The 13,746-nt window shown below is 74.7% G+C and carries 11 protein-coding genes; 8 read left to right on the forward strand and 3 right to left on the reverse strand.

The genetic code is table 11. The features are described from left to right. The first annotated feature begins 20 nt into the window (after positions 1-20). Positions 21-914, forward strand: coding sequence for an alpha/beta fold hydrolase (locus JOD57_RS07425; RefSeq protein WP_204691291.1), 894 nt, complete (start codon positions 21-23; stop codon positions 912-914). A 41-nt stretch (positions 915-955) separates the two neighbouring features. On the opposite strand, the gene JOD57_RS07430 is transcribed toward JOD57_RS07425, so the two are convergent. Then, positions 956-1,726 (reverse strand): SDR family NAD(P)-dependent oxidoreductase, encoded by a 771-nt coding sequence (locus tag JOD57_RS07430; RefSeq protein ID WP_204691292.1) that lies wholly within the window; start codon positions 1,724-1,726, stop codon positions 956-958. A gap of 133 nt (positions 1,727-1,859) precedes the next feature. On the opposite strand from JOD57_RS07430, the gene JOD57_RS07435 reads away from it, so the two are divergent. From JOD57_RS07435 to JOD57_RS07445, 3 genes are read left to right on the forward strand one after another with little or no spacing between them, the layout of a single operon-like run. Next, a complete protein-coding gene (locus JOD57_RS07435; RefSeq protein ID WP_204691293.1) occupies positions 1,860-2,288 on the forward strand; it encodes a hypothetical protein in 429 nt (142 codons plus the stop codon). Beyond that, positions 2,209-3,318 carry a PHA/PHB synthase family protein gene (locus JOD57_RS07440; protein WP_204691294.1) on the forward strand — a complete coding sequence of 370 codons (1,110 nt, stop codon included), beginning with the start codon at positions 2,209-2,211 and terminating at the stop codon, positions 3,316-3,318. Before JOD57_RS07435 ends, JOD57_RS07440 begins: the two co-directional genes overlap by 80 nt. Positions 3,319-3,320: 2 nt before the next feature. After that, positions 3,321-3,875, forward strand: coding sequence for a GNAT family N-acetyltransferase (locus JOD57_RS07445; RefSeq protein WP_204691295.1), 555 nt, complete (start codon positions 3,321-3,323; stop codon positions 3,873-3,875). A 12-nt stretch (positions 3,876-3,887) separates the two neighbouring features. On the opposite strand, the gene JOD57_RS07450 is transcribed toward JOD57_RS07445, so the two are convergent. Continuing rightward, the gene (locus JOD57_RS07450; RefSeq protein ID WP_204691296.1) at positions 3,888-5,522 is read right to left on the reverse strand and encodes an ABC-F family ATP-binding cassette domain-containing protein; all 1,635 of its coding nucleotides are present in this window, start codon (positions 5,520-5,522) and stop codon (positions 3,888-3,890) included. A gap of 84 nt (positions 5,523-5,606) precedes the next feature. Further along, on the reverse strand, positions 5,607-6,758 hold the full coding sequence (locus tag JOD57_RS07455; RefSeq protein ID WP_204691297.1) for an adenylate/guanylate cyclase domain-containing protein: 1,152 nt from the start codon (positions 6,756-6,758) through the stop codon (positions 5,607-5,609). A gap of 323 nt (positions 6,759-7,081) precedes the next feature. Between JOD57_RS07455 and JOD57_RS07460 the strand changes: the two genes are divergently transcribed. From JOD57_RS07460 to JOD57_RS07475, 4 genes are all read left to right on the forward strand, one after another. Next, positions 7,082-8,023, forward strand: coding sequence for an ABC transporter ATP-binding protein (locus JOD57_RS07460; protein ID WP_307824541.1), 942 nt, complete (start codon positions 7,082-7,084; stop codon positions 8,021-8,023). After that, complete coding sequence (locus tag JOD57_RS07465) at positions 8,020-8,787, forward strand: ABC transporter permease (protein WP_204691298.1); 768 nt, start codon at positions 8,020-8,022, stop codon at positions 8,785-8,787. The genes JOD57_RS07460 and JOD57_RS07465 overlap by 4 nt, the downstream gene beginning before the upstream one ends. Before the next feature lie 67 nt (positions 8,788-8,854). Then, entirely contained in the window at positions 8,855-9,646 is a 792-nt protein-coding gene (locus JOD57_RS07470) for an ankyrin repeat domain-containing protein (RefSeq protein ID WP_239568239.1), read from the forward strand. A gap of 182 nt (positions 9,647-9,828) precedes the next feature. After that, on the forward strand, positions 9,829-13,704 hold the full coding sequence (locus JOD57_RS07475) for a multifunctional oxoglutarate decarboxylase/oxoglutarate dehydrogenase thiamine pyrophosphate-binding subunit/dihydrolipoyllysine-residue succinyltransferase subunit (RefSeq protein ID WP_372440236.1): 3,876 nt from the start codon (positions 9,829-9,831) through the stop codon (positions 13,702-13,704). Positions 13,705-13,746: the final 42 nt, after the last annotated feature.

Here is a 13,746-nt window from a genome sequence, read left to right on the forward strand (position 1 = left end):
ACCCGGCTAACGTCCGCGGCATGGAGCACACCGGGGTGCGGACCGCCCGCGTCGGGGACGTCGAGATCGCCTACGAGACCTTCGGCTCAGCGGAGGACCCGCCGCTCCTGCTGGTCATGGGCCTGGCCACCCAGATGATCGGCTGGCCCGAGGAGCTCTGCCGGATGCTGGCCGACCGCGGCCTGTACGTCATCCGGTTCGACAACCGCGACATCGGCCTGTCCACGCACCTGCACTCGGCCGGCGTCCCCGACGTGCTCGCCGTCATGGGCGGTGACCGCTCGAGCGCCGCCTACGGCCTGGCCGACATGGCCGACGACGCCGCCGGCCTGCTCGACGCCCTGGGCCTGGACGGTGCGCACGTGGTCGGCGCCTCCATGGGCGGGATGATCGCCCAGCTGCTGGCCATCCGGCACCCGCAGCGGGTCCGCAGCCTCACCTCGATCATGTCGACGACCGGCGACCCGGCGGTCGGCGCCCCGGCACCGAGCGCGATGGGCGTCCTGCTCGCGCCGCCGGCCACGGACCGCGAGTCGGCCGTCCAGCGCGCCGTCGACGCCTTCCGGGTCGTCGGCTCCCCCGGGTTCGAGTTCGACGAGGCGGGCGTGCGCGAGCGGGCCGGGCTCGCCTTCGACCGCGCGCACGACCCGGCCGGGGTCTCCCGCCAGCTCGCCGCCGTCCTCACCACCCCCGACCGCACCGCCGACCTGGCCCGCGTCGAGGTCCCGACGCTGGTCGTGCACGGCGCGCAGGACCCCCTGGTCGACGTCAGCGGTGGCCGGGCGACGGCGGCGGCGGTGCCCGGCGCCGAGCTGCTCGTCGTCGAGGGGATGGGCCACGACCTGCCGCGCGCCGTCCTGCCGCAGCTGGCCGAGCGGATCACCGCGCTCGTCGCACGGGCCGACGGCCGCTGAGCCGGCCGGGGCCCCGCACGCGCGGAGCCCCGGACCGGCGCTCAGCTGGTGAGCATGCCGCCCTCGACCGGGATCGTCGTCCCGGTGACGTAGCCGCCGGCCTCGCTGACGAGGAACACCAGCGCGGCGGCCAGCTCCATCGGGTCGCCGGCGCGGCCGACGAGCACCCGGCTCATCTGCTGGTCGAGGTAGCCCTCGGGGTACTGGTCGGTCATCTCCGAGGCGAAGAACCCCGGGGCCAGCGCGTTGACCCGGATGCCCTTGCGGCCGGTCCACTGCTGGGCGAGGTCGCGGGTCAGCCCGATCAGCCCGGCCTTGCTCGCCGCGTAGGCCGCCTGCGGCAGTCCGGCGGTGGTGAGCCCCAGGACGCTGGAGATGTTGACGATCGAGCTGCCCGGCTGCATCACCCGCCCGCAGGCCTGGGCCATCCAGTAGCAGCCGTTGAGGTTGACGTCGATGACCTGTCGGAACTCCTCGGGCCTCTCCCGGGTCGCCGGGGCGGCGGTGCCGATGCCGGCGTTGTTGACCAGCACGTCGACCCGCCCGAACTCGGCCATGGTCGCGTCCACCAGCGCCTGACAGTCCTCCACCACCGCGACGTCCGTGCGCACCGTGATCGCCCGCCGTCCGGCCGCCTCGACCGCCTCCCGGGTGGCCGCCATCCGGTCCTCGCGCCGGGCCCCGAGGGCGACGTCCGCCCCGGCCTGGGCCAGCGCCCGGGCGAACACGACGCCCAGCCCCGAGGACGCTCCCGTCACGATCGCCACCCGGCCGTCCAGCCGGAACATGTCCAGGACAGTCCTGTCCGCCACGCTGCAGTCCCTCCGTCGTCCCCGTGCCGTTGTCGGTCCCCGGACCGTAACCGCGGTGTGGGGTGTATCACCGCCCGGGCGGGTAGGAGCCCGCGCAGACAGCCGGCCCACGACACACGGAGGAGGTCCGACGATGACGTCCGGGACGACACCGGGGACACCACAGGGGCCGCCGCTGTGGCGGCAGGCGTTCGACGCCGCCGAGCGGCGCGTCACACCGCACGCGGACAGCCTGGTCCGGACGCCGGGCTTCGCCACGGGTGTCGCCCTGCTGCGGCGGGCGCAGAACCTCGCCCGTGACAGCGCCCGGGGGGTGTCCGCCCGCGCCTGGCACCTCGTCAACCTGCCGGCGGGCTCGGACCTGGCCCGCCTGCGCGCGCAGATCGGCGCCCTGGACCGCGAGGTCCGGCGGCTGACCGTCCAGCTGGAGAACGAGCGGCGCCGTCCCCGGGCCGCCGACGCGACCACCCCGGAGGAACCCGATGCCGACGGTGCCCAGCCCGCAAGCAGTCCTCGACCGCGTCCGGCGCGACGTCGAGCGCAACGCCCTCCGGGCGCGTAACGGCATCAAGCTCGTCGCCGGCGTCGACCGGCCCGGCGTGGGGCTCACGCCCAAGGACGTCGTCTGGCAGCGCGGCCGCACCCAGCTGTGGCACTACCGCAGTGAGAAGGTGCGGTACTCCCCGCCGCTGCTCATCGTGTTCAGCCTGGTCAGCCGCAGCTACATCCTCGACCTGAACCCGGGCAACAGCTTCATCGAGCAGCTGGTCGACGCCGGTTTCGACGTGTACATGGTCGACTGGGGCGAGCCCGACGCCCGCGACGCGCAGAACCGGCTCGAGGACTACGTCGACGACTACATCCCCGCGGCCGTGGAGCGGGTCCGCGAGATCTCCGGCGCCGACGAGGTCAACCTCTTCGGCTACTGCTTCGGCGGCGACCTGTCGCTGCTCTACGCCGCCCACCACCCCGACGCGCCGGTCCGCAGCCTCACCGTGCTGGCGACCCCGGTCGACTTCACGAAGATGGGCCCGATGGCCGACGTCTTCCGCGGCGGCCTCGAGGTCGACGACGTCCTCGACGAGGACGGCAACGTGCCGCCGCGGGTGGTGGTGCAGGGCTTCAAGACCCTGACCCCCACCGCCGAGGTCACCCGCTACGTGACGCTGTGGGAGAAGCTCTGGAACGACGAGTACGTGTCGGCGTACCAGGCGATGACCGGCTGGTCCGACGACCACATCCCGTTCCCCGGCGCCGCGGCGCGCGAGACGGTGCAGATGCTCGTGCGCGACAACGGGATGGTCACCGACCGGCTGACCGTGGGCGGCGACCCGGTGCACCTCAGCGACATCCGGCTGCCCTTCCTCACCGTGCGCGCCGACCGTGACCACATCGTGCCGCCGGAGGCGACCGCGCCGCTGATCGACCTGGTCGGCTCGGAGGACAAGCACGAGCTGCGGCTGCCCGCCGGCCACATGGGCCTGGTGGTGGGCCGGACGGCGGCGAAGACGACGGTGCCGGAGATCATCGGCTTCATCCGCAAGCGCAGCGACGAGACCGCACCCGGCCCCGCGGCCGGACAGGAGGGGTGAGCGTGGACGTCGTCGAGCTCGAGGCGGTGCACTGCGACGCGCTGGTGCGCTTCTTCGGCGGGTTGCCCGAGGGCGACCTGACCTTCATCGAGGAGGAGGTCACCGACCCCGACGTCGTCCGGTCGTGGACCTCCGGCGGCGCCGGCGGCCGGCGCTGGGTCGTCCTCGACGCGGACGGCGAGGGACAGGAGGTGGCCGGCTACGTCGCCGTCCGCCCGCTGCCGGGCTGGTCGGCGCACGTCGGCGAGGTGCGGCTGGTCGTCTCCCCCGCCCACCGCGGATCGGGCCTGGGCCGCCTGCTGGCCCGGCACGCCCTCGTGTCGGCCGTCGGCGACGGCCTGTCCAAGCTCGTCGTCGAGGTCGTCGCCGAGCAGGGCGCGGCGCTGGCGCTGTTCACCGACCTGGGCTTCACCGGGGAGGCGCTGCTGCGCGACCACGTCCGCGACCGCGAGGGCCAGGTGCGCGACCTCATGGTGCTGGCCCACCACGTCGACGAGACCTGGGCCGGCATGGCCACCGTCGGCCTGGACGAGGCGCTCGGCCAGGACCTCAGCTAGGCAGGGAGGTCCTCACTCGGTGACCCGGCCGTCCTCGACCGTGACCCGCCGGGTGGTGGCCACCGCCTCGAGCATCCGGCGGTCGTGGGTGACCAGCAGCAGGGTGCCGGGGTAGTCGGCCAGCGCCACCTCGAGCTGCTCGATCGCCGGCAGGTCGAGGTGGTTGGTCGGCTCGTCGAGCACCAGCACGTTCACCCCGCGGGCCTGCAGCAGCGCCAGGGCCGCGCGGGTGCGCTCCCCCGGCGACAGCGTGACCGCGGGGCGCAGCACGTGCTCGGCGGTCAGCCCGAACTTGGCCAGGAGCGTGCGGACCTCCGCGGTCGGCCAGTCGGGCACCTCGGCGCCGAACGCGTCGAGCAGCCGGCGCTCGCCGACGAACAGCCCGCGCGCCTGGTCGACCTCGCCCAGCCGCACCGCCGGCCCGAGGGAGGCCGCACCGGCGTCCAGCGGCACCCGGCCCAGCAGCGCGCCGAGCAGCGTGGTCTTGCCCGCGCCGTTGGGGCCGGTGATCGCCAGCCGGTCGCCCCAGTCCACCTGCAGGCTCACCGGGCCGAGGGTGAACCCGCCCCGGCGGACGACGGCGTCGCGCAGCGTGGCCACCACGGCCCCGGCGCGCGGTGCGGCGGCGATGGTCATCCGCAGCTCCCACTCCTTGCGGGGCTCCTCGACCACCTCCAGCCGCTCGATGCGCCGCTCGGTCTGCTTGGCCTTGGCGCCCTGCTTCTCCGCGGTCGCCCGGTTGTGCGCCTTGATGAACTTGTCGGGGTCCTTCTGCTTCTTGACCGCGTCGCGGACACCCTTGGCCAGCCAGTTGCGCTGCATCCGCGCCCGGGCCTCCAGGTCGGCCCTGGTCCCGGTGTACTCCTCGTACTCCTCGCGCGCGTGCCGGCGGGCGACCTCGCGCTCGGCCAGGTAGGACTCGTAGCCGCCGTCGTGCACCCGCACCAGCTGCTGGGCGAGGTCGAGCTCGACGACGCGGGTGACCGTGCGCGCCAGGAACTCGCGGTCGTGGCTAACGAGCACGATGCCCGCGCGGTTGCCGGCGACGAAGTCCTCCAGCTGCTCGAGGCCGGTCAGGTCCAGGTCGTTGGTCGGCTCGTCGAGCAGCAGGACGTCGTGCCGCGACAGCAGCAGCGCGGCCAGCCCGACCCGGGCCGCCTGACCGCCCGAGAGCGAGGGCATCGGCGCGTCGGGGGCGACCCCGGGCGCGACCTCGGCCAGGACCTGCTCGAGGCGCTCGTCGAGGTCGGCCCCGCCCAGGGCCAGCCACCGCTCGAGCGCCTCGCCGTAGGCGTCGTCGGCACCGGGCCGGCCGGCGGTGAGGTCGTCGGTGGCGGCGTCCAGGGCGGCCTGCGCGGCGGCGACGCCGGTGCGGCGGGCCAGCGCGGCGGTCACCGTCTCGCCCTCGCGCCGGTCGCGCTCCTGCGGCAGGTGGCCGACGGTCGCCGTCGGCGGGCTCAGCGCGATCGAGCCGGACTCGGCCGGCAGCTCGCCGGCGAGGGTGCGCAGCAGCGTGGACTTGCCGGCGCCGTTGACGCCGACCAGCCCGACGACGTCACCGGGGGCGACGACGAGGTCGAGGTCGGAGAAGAGGACGCGGGCGCCGTGGCCGGCGGCCAGGCCGCGGGCGACGAGGGTGGCGCTCATGGAGGTGCTCCCGGAGGACGGTCGGATCGGGTCGACGTCTGTCCCGGGGCTCACAGCACGGGCCCACGATAGCGCGCGGCCGGCTCAGCCGTCCTCGTCGATCCCCGGGTCGGCACCCTCGAAGAGCCCGTCCACGTCGTCCTCCGGCCCGGCGGCCAGCACGTCGTCGGCCAGCTCGTCGAGCATCTCCTCGAGGGCGTTGTCCTCCTCGTCCGGCGGGCGGCGCTGGACCAGCCACGGCTGGAGCTGGTCGTAGCCGCGGACCGAGACCCGGCGCAGCGGCCGCACCCGGTAACCGGGCATCCCGCGCAGGTGGCCGGCGAGCACGCGGTCGACGAGCACGGTCCCGGGCCGGGCCAGCGAGGTGAGCCGGCTGGCCAGGTTGACCACCGGCGAGTAGACGTCGCCCAGCCGGGTGAGCACCGTGCCGTAGGCCACGCCCACCCGCAACGGCAGCCGGTCGTCGGAGTCCCAGACGTCGGGCAGGGTCAGCCCGATCTCGACGGCGTCGACGGCCGAGGCGGCGGTGTAGAGGACCCCGTCGCCGACGGTCTTGACCACCCGGCCGTGCGAGCGGGCGATCACCTCGGTGGCCGTGGCCTCGAACCCCTCGATCATCGCGCCGAGCTCGCGGCCGTCCATGCCGCGCGACCGGGAGGTGTAGTCGACCAGGTCGGCGAAGCCCACGGCCAGCTCCCGCCGGTCCCCGGGCGCACCGGAGGACAGCAGCCGGTCGACGTTGGCCGCCAGGTGCCGCCGCCACACGTAGTCCTGCGTCCGGGTCAGCAGCGGCAGCAGCACCTCGGCCGCGGCGACGGCGTCCGCCGACCCGTGCTCACGCGCCTGGCGGGTCAGCGCACCGGCGAGCATGTCGGTCTGCCAGTCGGCCAGCCGCGACAGCGCCTGGCCGGTCGCCCGCGCGATCGAGGCCTCGGTGCCGGGGTCGATGAAGCCGGTGTCGATGAGCGCCGAGACCAGCGCGAGGGCGTCGACGTCGGCGTCGGTGAAGACCAGGTCGTCGTCGGCGGCGTCGGGGAAGCCCAGTGCCCGCCACAGCCGCTGGGTGCGCTCGGGCGGCATGCCCGCCGCCGCCGCGACCTGCAGCCGGGTCAGCCGGCGCGGCCCACCGAGCAGCAGGCGCTCGAGCGCGTCCCGGACGTCGGTGCCCGGCTCCGGCCCGTCGGCGTCCCGGCCGGCGCGCTCGCGCCCGGCGTCGTCCCCTCCGGCGGTGTCCATGGCGGCCGGGGACGGGGTCAGTCGGTGGGGTGCACGACGGGCGACGGGTCCGTCCCGCTGCCGACCGTCCGGGAGGCGCTCACGGCGGGCACTGTAGTGACCGCTGGAGGACTCCCCCGTGTCGCGGGTCACGCGACCGGCGCGGCACCCCGGGCCGCCCGGTGAACGGCGCGCCGACACGGGGTGGACGGCGCGTGTCGCCGCGCGTGGGGCTGCCGTCGGCGGGCCGCCGTGGGCCAGGATGGCCGGTGCACGGGGGCGGACGACGAGGAGGACAGGTCATCGCGACGACGGCCAGCGACCCGACCGGTCACCGGGGCCCCGTGCGGGTCGAGGTGTCCGGCCTGACCAAGAGCTTCGGCTCCGTGCAGGCGGTCACCGACCTCGGCTTCACCGTGGAGCCGGGCGCGGTCACCGGCTTCCTCGGGCCCAACGGAGCGGGCAAGACCACGACCCTGCGCATGGTGCTCGGGCTGATCACCCCCGACGCCGGCACCGCCACCTTCGACGGCGTCCCCTACGCGGCGCTGCCCGACCCGGTGCGCACCGTGGGCGCCGTCCTCGAGACCGCCTTCCACCCCGCCCGCTCCGGCCGCGACCACCTGCGCGTCTACTGCCGCGCCGCGGGCCTGCCCACCGCACGCGCCGACGAGGTGCTCACCGCGGTCGGCCTGGCCACGGCCGGACGGCGGCGGGCCGGTGGCTACTCCCTGGGCATGCGGCAGCGGCTGGCCCTGGCCACCGCCCTGCTCGGCGACCCGCCGGTGCTGGTGCTCGACGAGCCGGCCAACGGCCTGGACCCGGAGGGCATCCTCTGGCTGCGCGGCTTCCTGCGGCACCTGGCCCACGAGGAGGGCCGGACCGTCCTGGTCTCCAGCCACCTGCTGGCGGAGATGGAGCAGACCGCCGACCGCGTCGTCATCGTCGGTGCCGGCCGGCTGGTGCGGCAGGGCTCCATCGCCGAGCTGCGCTCGGGCTCGCAGGGAGCCGGGACGGTGCTCGTGCGCAGCCCGGAGGCCGACCGGCTGGCCGCGGTGCTCGTCTCGGCCGGCCTGTCGGCCGAGCGGGGCGGCGACGGGGTGGTCACCGTGACGGGCACGACGCCCGCCGGGGTCGGCGCCCGCGCCTTCGCGGAGGGCATCGAGCTGCACGAGCTGCGGGCCGAGGCCAACGGCCTGGAGGAGCTCTACTTCCGGCTCACCGCGGGGCAGGAGCAGTTCGCCGCGGGCTCCCCCGCCGCGACGACCGGGGTGGCGGCCCGATGAGCGCCCTCGTCCGCGCCGAGTGGACCAAGCTGTTCACCACCCGCGTCTGGATCGGCCTGGTGCTCGGCGCCTGCGTGATGGCCGGCGGTTTCGCCGCGCTGTTCACCGGCCTGGCCGGCGCCGAGCAGCAGGGCGGGCAGCCCGGCCTGCCCCCGGTCGGGACCCCGCAGTACGAGGAGATCGTCTTCTCCGTCGCCGCCAACGCCAGCGTGCTGCTGCTGATCCTCGGCATCATCGGGATGACCCAGGAGTACCGGCACCGGACGGCCACGCCGACCTTCCTCACCACGCCCCGCCGGGGCCGGGTGGTCGCCGCCAAGCTGGTCGCCTACGCACTGGCGGCGGTCCCGTTCGCCCTGCTGGTGCTCGCCGTCGACGTCGTGGTCGTGCTGCTCTACGCGGGCGCCCGCGGAGCCGCGCCCTCGCTGGACGGCGACAACCTGCAGACGCTCGGCGCCGCGGGGCTGGTGCTGGTCGTCTACGCCGTGATCGGGGTGGGCGTCGGTGCGCTGCTGCGCAACCAGGTGGCCGCCATCGTCGGCGCGCTGGTCTACCTCTACGTCGTGGAGCCGATCATCTCCTCGATCGGCGCGCTGCAGGGCGCCTACAAGTGGCTGCCCGGTGGCGCGGCGCAGGCGATCACCTCCGACTTCCAGGCGCCGGAGCTGCTGGCCCCGTGGCAGGGCGCACTGTTGCTGCTCGGCTACGGTCTGTTCTTCGCCCTCCTCGGCACGGTGCTCGCCGTCCGCCGCGACGTGGTCTGAGGGACGTGTCCCGAGGGCGGGCGCCAGCACACCACCGAGGACGGGGGGACCCCGGATGACGACCCGCATGACCGCACCGCGCCTGGCGCGCCTGGTGACCGCCGGCGACGCCGCGGCCGTGCGCGCGGCGGTCGACGGTGCACCCCGGCTGCTGGCCGGCACGGTGGAGCACGCCGGCGAGAGCGGCTGGACGCCGCTGCACCTGGCCGCCGCGGAGGGCCGGGAGGACGTCGTCCGGGAGCTGGTCGCCGCCGGCGCCGACCTCACGGCGCGCACCGAGTCCGGGCGCACGCCGCTGCACGTGGCCGTCGAGCACTCCCCCGCACTGGTCGGTGTGCTGTGCGAGCTGGGCGCCGTGGTCGACGCGCCGGCCGCGGCCTACCTCGACGACGTCGACCGGCTGACCCGCGAGCTCGACGCCGGCGCGGCGCTCACCGATCCGGTCAGCGGCCTGGACCTGCTCGTCCTCGCCGCCGCGGGCGGTGCCGCGGGCACCCTCCGCCTGCTGCTCGCCCGAGGCGCCGACCCCGACGGCGGCGCGCTCGCCGCCGCGGCCACGGCCCGGCGGGCCGACCTGGTGCGCGTGCTCCTCGACGCGGGTGCCGCGGTGGACCGGCGCGACCCCGACACGGGGCGCACGCCCCTGCACGAGGCCGTCTCGGGGGGCGGCGACGCGCCCGAGGTGGTGCGCGTCCTGCTGGCCGCCGGGGCCGACGTCAACGCCACCACCAGCGACGGCGCCAGCGCCCTCGACATCAGCCGGGTCGCCGCGGCCCGCTCCCGGCGCGGCGACGCAGGTCAGGCCTCCGTCGTCGACGGGCTGGTCGACCTCCTGGTCGCCGCCGGCGCCACCGACTGACGCACGCCCCGACGGGTCCGCGGACCCGCTGGCGGCGCCCGCGGCAGGGGGTTCCGGCCCGGACGACGGGCGTAGACTCCGCACCCGGTCCAGAGACGTCCACCGACGACGACGAAGAAGGCACCCGACCCGTGTCACGCGACAACTCATCCCGGCCGTCCACCACCTCCTCCTCCTCCGCGGTGGCGGGATTCGGCACCAACGAGTGGCTGGTCGAGGAGATGTACCAGCAGTTCCTCGCCGACCCGTCCAGCGTGGACCAGGCCTGGCACGAGTTCTTCGCCGACTACCGGCCCGGCAGTCCCGTGGCCTCCAGCGACGACCGCGAGCACGACTCCGCCGCGCCGGCGCCCGCCGCTGCCCCGGCCGCGCCCGCCGCTGCCCCGGCCGCGCCCGCGACGGGCTCGGCGAACGGCGCGGCGCCCGCCGCCCCGGCACCGCAGGCGCCGGCTCCCGCGGCCGCCGCGACCTCCCCGCAGCGGCCGGCCGTCGCCGACGCCGAGGGCTCGGCCACCCGGCCCAGCAGCCCCGCGGTGGCCCCGGCCGCGCCGGAGCCGACCCCCCGGGCCACCCCCGTGGCCGAGCGGACCGAGGCCACCGTCGTCGACCGCGCCGCCGAGCGCGCGTCCCAGCAGGCCAAGGCCGCGCCCGCGCCGAAGACCCCCGCTCCGAAGGCCCCGCCGGAGGCGCCGGCCGCCGACGGGCCGAAGCAGACGACCCTGCGCGGCGCCGCCGCCAGCGTCGTCAAGAACATGAACGCCTCGCTGACCGTCCCGACGGCGACCAGCGTGCGCTCGGTGCCGGCCAAGCTCCTGGCCGACAACCGCATCGTCATCAACAACCACCTCAAGCGGGCCCGGGGCGGCAAGGTCTCCTTCACGCACCTGATCGGCTACGCGCTGGTCCGGGCCCTCGACGACTTCCCGGAGATGAACGCCGCGTTCGCCGAGGTCGACGGCAAGCCGACCCTGGTGCAGCCCGAGCACGTCAACTTCGGCCTGGCCATCGACCTGCCGAAGGCCGACGGCAGCCGCGCGCTCGTCGTCGCCTCGATCAAGGCCGCCGAGACGATGGACTTCGCCCGGTTCTGGGGCGCCTACGAGGACGTCATCCGCCGCGCCCGCGCCGGCAAGCTGACGCTGGAGGACTTCTCCGGCACCACGATCAGCCTGACCAACCCGGGCACCGTCGGCACCAACCACTCGGTCCCGCGGCTGACCGCCGGCCAGGGCGCGATCATCGGCGTCGGCGCCATGGAGTACCCGGCCGAGTTCCAGGGGATGAGCCCCCAGGCGCTCACCGAGATGGCGGTCAGCAAGATCATCACGCTGACCTCCACCTACGACCACCGGATCATCCAGGGCGCGCAGTCCGGCGACTTCCTGCGCCGGCTGCACCAGCTGCTGCTCGGCGAGGACGGCTTCTACGACGAGGTCTTCCGATCGCTGCGCCTGCCCTACGAGCCGGTGCGCTGGATGCCCGACGTGCGGGTCGGCCGCGAGGGGCAGATCGACAAGGAAGCCCGGGTCATCGAGGTCATCGAGGCCTACCGGCGCAACGGCCACCTCATGGCCGACACCGACCCGCTCGAGTTCAAGGTCCGCAGCCACCCCGACCTGGACATCCTCCAGCACGGCCTGACCCTGTGGGACCTCGACCGCGAGTTCCCGGTCGGCGGCTTCGCCGGCGAGCGGACCATGGCGCTGCGCGACATCCTCGGCGTCCTGCGCGACTCCTACTGCCGCACCGTCGGCGTGGAGTACATGCACATCACCGACCCCGAAGAGCGCCAGTGGCTGCAGGAGCGCATCGAGGTCAAGCACGCCGCGCCCGACCGCGAGAAGCAGAAGCACGTGCTCGGCCGGCTCAACGCCGCCGAGGCGTTCGAGACCTTCCTGCAGACGAAGTACGTCGGCCAGAAGCGGTTCAGCCTCGAGGGCGGCGAGTCGGTCATCCCGCTGCTCGACGAGGTGCTCATCGCCTCCACCGACCACGACCTCGACGAGGTCGCGATCGGCATGGCGCACCGCGGCCGGCTCAACGTGCTGGCCAACGTCCTCGGCAAGAGCTACGCCAAGATCTTCGGCGAGTTCGAGGGCAACATGGACCCCGGCAGCGTCCAGGGCTCCGGTGACGTCAAGTACCACCTGGGCGCCGAGGGCACCTTCCGCAACCCGTTCCGCGAGGCCGAGATCGCCGTCTCGCTGGCCAGCAACCCCTCGCACCTGGAGACGGTCAACCCCGTCCTCGAGGGCATGGTCCGCGCCAAGCAGGACATGATCGACAAGGGCGAGAGCGGCTTCACCGTCCTGCCCGTCCTGCTGCACGGCGACTCGGCCTTCGCCGGCCAGGGCGTCGTCCAGGAGACGCTCAACCTCTCCCAGCTGCGCGGGTACCGCACCGGCGGCACCGTGCACGTGGTCGTCAACAACCAGGTCGGGTTCACCACCAGCCCGGCCGCGGCCCGCTCGAGCCTCTACTCGACCGACGTCGCCCGGATGATCGGCGCCCCGGTCTTCCACGTGAACGGCGACGACCCCGAGGCCTGCATCCGCGTGGCCCGGCTGGCGGTCGAGTACCGGCAGGCGTTCAGGAAGGACGTCGTCGTCGACCTCGTCTGCTACCGCCGCCGCGGGCACAACGAGGGCGACGACCCGTCGATGACCCAGCCGCTGATGTACGACATCATCGACCGCAAGCGCTCGGTCCGGAAGCTCTACACCGAGGCGCTGGTCGGCCGCGGGGACATCACCCTGCAGGAGGCCGAGGAGGCGCTCAAGGACTTCCGCGACCAGCTGGAGCGCGCCTTCGCCGAGACGCACGACGTGCGCGACACGGCCAAGCCCCAGCCGGTCATGGACCCCCGCACGCCCGAGCAGTCGACCGTGGAGACGGCGATCAGCACCGAGGTCCTCAAGACCATCGGCGACGCGCACGTCTCGTTCCCGCAGGACTTCAGCGCACACCCGAAGCTCAAGCGGATGCTCGAGCGGCGGGCCGCCATGGCCAGCGAGGGCGGCATCGACTGGGCGATGGGCGAGCTGCTGGCCTTCGGGTCGCTGCTCGTGCAGGGCGTCCCGGTGCGGCTGGCCGGCCAGGACTCCCGCCGCGGCACGTTCGTGCAGCGGCACGCCGTCCTCATCGACCGCGACACCGCCGCCGAGTACACGCCGCTGGCCCACCTGTCCGAGGACCAGGCGAAGTTCTTCGTCTACGACTCGCTGCTCAGCGAGTACGCCGCGCTCGGCTTCGAGTACGGCTACTCGGTGGCCAACCCCAGGGCCCTCGTGCTCTGGGAGGCGCAGTTCGGTGACTTCGTCGACGGCGCGCAGATGGTGATCGACGAGTTCATCAGCTCCGGCGAGGCCAAGTGGGGGCAGCGCTCGGGCGTGGTCCTGCTGCTGCCGCACGGCCTCGAGGGCCAGGGCCCCGACCACTCCAGCGGCCGCATCGAGCGGTTCCTGCAGCTGTCGGCGGAGAACAACATGACCGTCGCCAACTGCACGACCCCGGGCAACTACTTCCACCTGCTCCGCCGGCAGGCGCTGTCGGACGTGCACCGGCCGCTGGTCGTGTTCACGCCCAAGTCGCTGCTGCGGGCCAAGGCGGCGGTCAGCCCGGTCGCGGCGTTCACCGACGAGGGCTTCCAGCCGGTGCTGGCCGACCCCGGCGTGGGCGGCGAGCCGCTCGACGCCGGCGCCGTCCGCCGGGTGGTGCTGTGCAGCGGCAAGGTCGCCTACGACCTGCTGGCGCAGCGGGAGGCCGAGGGCACCGCCGACGTCGCCGTCGTGCGGGTCGAGCAGCTCTACCCGCTGCCGGCCGAGCAGATCCGCCAGGCGGTCGGGCGCTACCCCAACGCCACGGACCTGGTGTGGGTGCAGGAGGAGGCGGCCAACATGGGCGCCTGGTCGTTCATGGCCCTCAACCTGCCCGAGCACCTCGACGGGCGGACGCTGCGCCGGGTCAGCCGTCGCGCCTCGGCCAGCCCGGCCGTCGGCTCGGCGAAGGTGCACGAGGCGGAGCAGAAGGAGCTCGTCGCGCAGGCCTTCGCCGACTGACGGGCCTCCCGACCGTGCACCCCACCCGAGGACGTCCCGGCC

It is taken from the genome of Geodermatophilus bullaregiensis (assembly GCF_016907675.1).
GTDB classification, from domain to species: Bacteria; Actinomycetota; Actinomycetes; order Mycobacteriales; family Geodermatophilaceae; genus Geodermatophilus; species Geodermatophilus bullaregiensis.

What these genes read in the sequence shown, in the direction of transcription:
- JOD57_RS07425 (WP_204691291.1), top strand. Translation starts at nt 21, where the DNA reads ATGGAGCACACCGGGGTGCGGACCGCCCGCGTCGGGGACGTCGAGATC.
- JOD57_RS07435 (WP_204691293.1), top strand. Translation starts at nt 1,860, where the DNA reads ATGACGTCCGGGACGACACCGGGGACACCACAGGGGCCGCCGCTGTGG.
- JOD57_RS07440 (WP_204691294.1), top strand. Translation starts at nt 2,209, where the DNA reads ATGCCGACGGTGCCCAGCCCGCAAGCAGTCCTCGACCGCGTCCGGCGC.
- JOD57_RS07450 (WP_204691296.1), bottom strand. Translation starts at nt 5,522, where the DNA reads ATGAGCGCCACCCTCGTCGCCCGCGGCCTGGCCGCCGGCCACGGCGCC.
- JOD57_RS07455 (WP_204691297.1), bottom strand. Translation starts at nt 6,758, where the DNA reads ATGGACACCGCCGGAGGGGACGACGCCGGGCGCGAGCGCGCCGGCCGG.
- JOD57_RS07465 (WP_204691298.1), top strand. Translation starts at nt 8,020, where the DNA reads ATGAGCGCCCTCGTCCGCGCCGAGTGGACCAAGCTGTTCACCACCCGC.
- JOD57_RS07470 (WP_239568239.1), top strand. Translation starts at nt 8,855, where the DNA reads ATGACCGCACCGCGCCTGGCGCGCCTGGTGACCGCCGGCGACGCCGCG.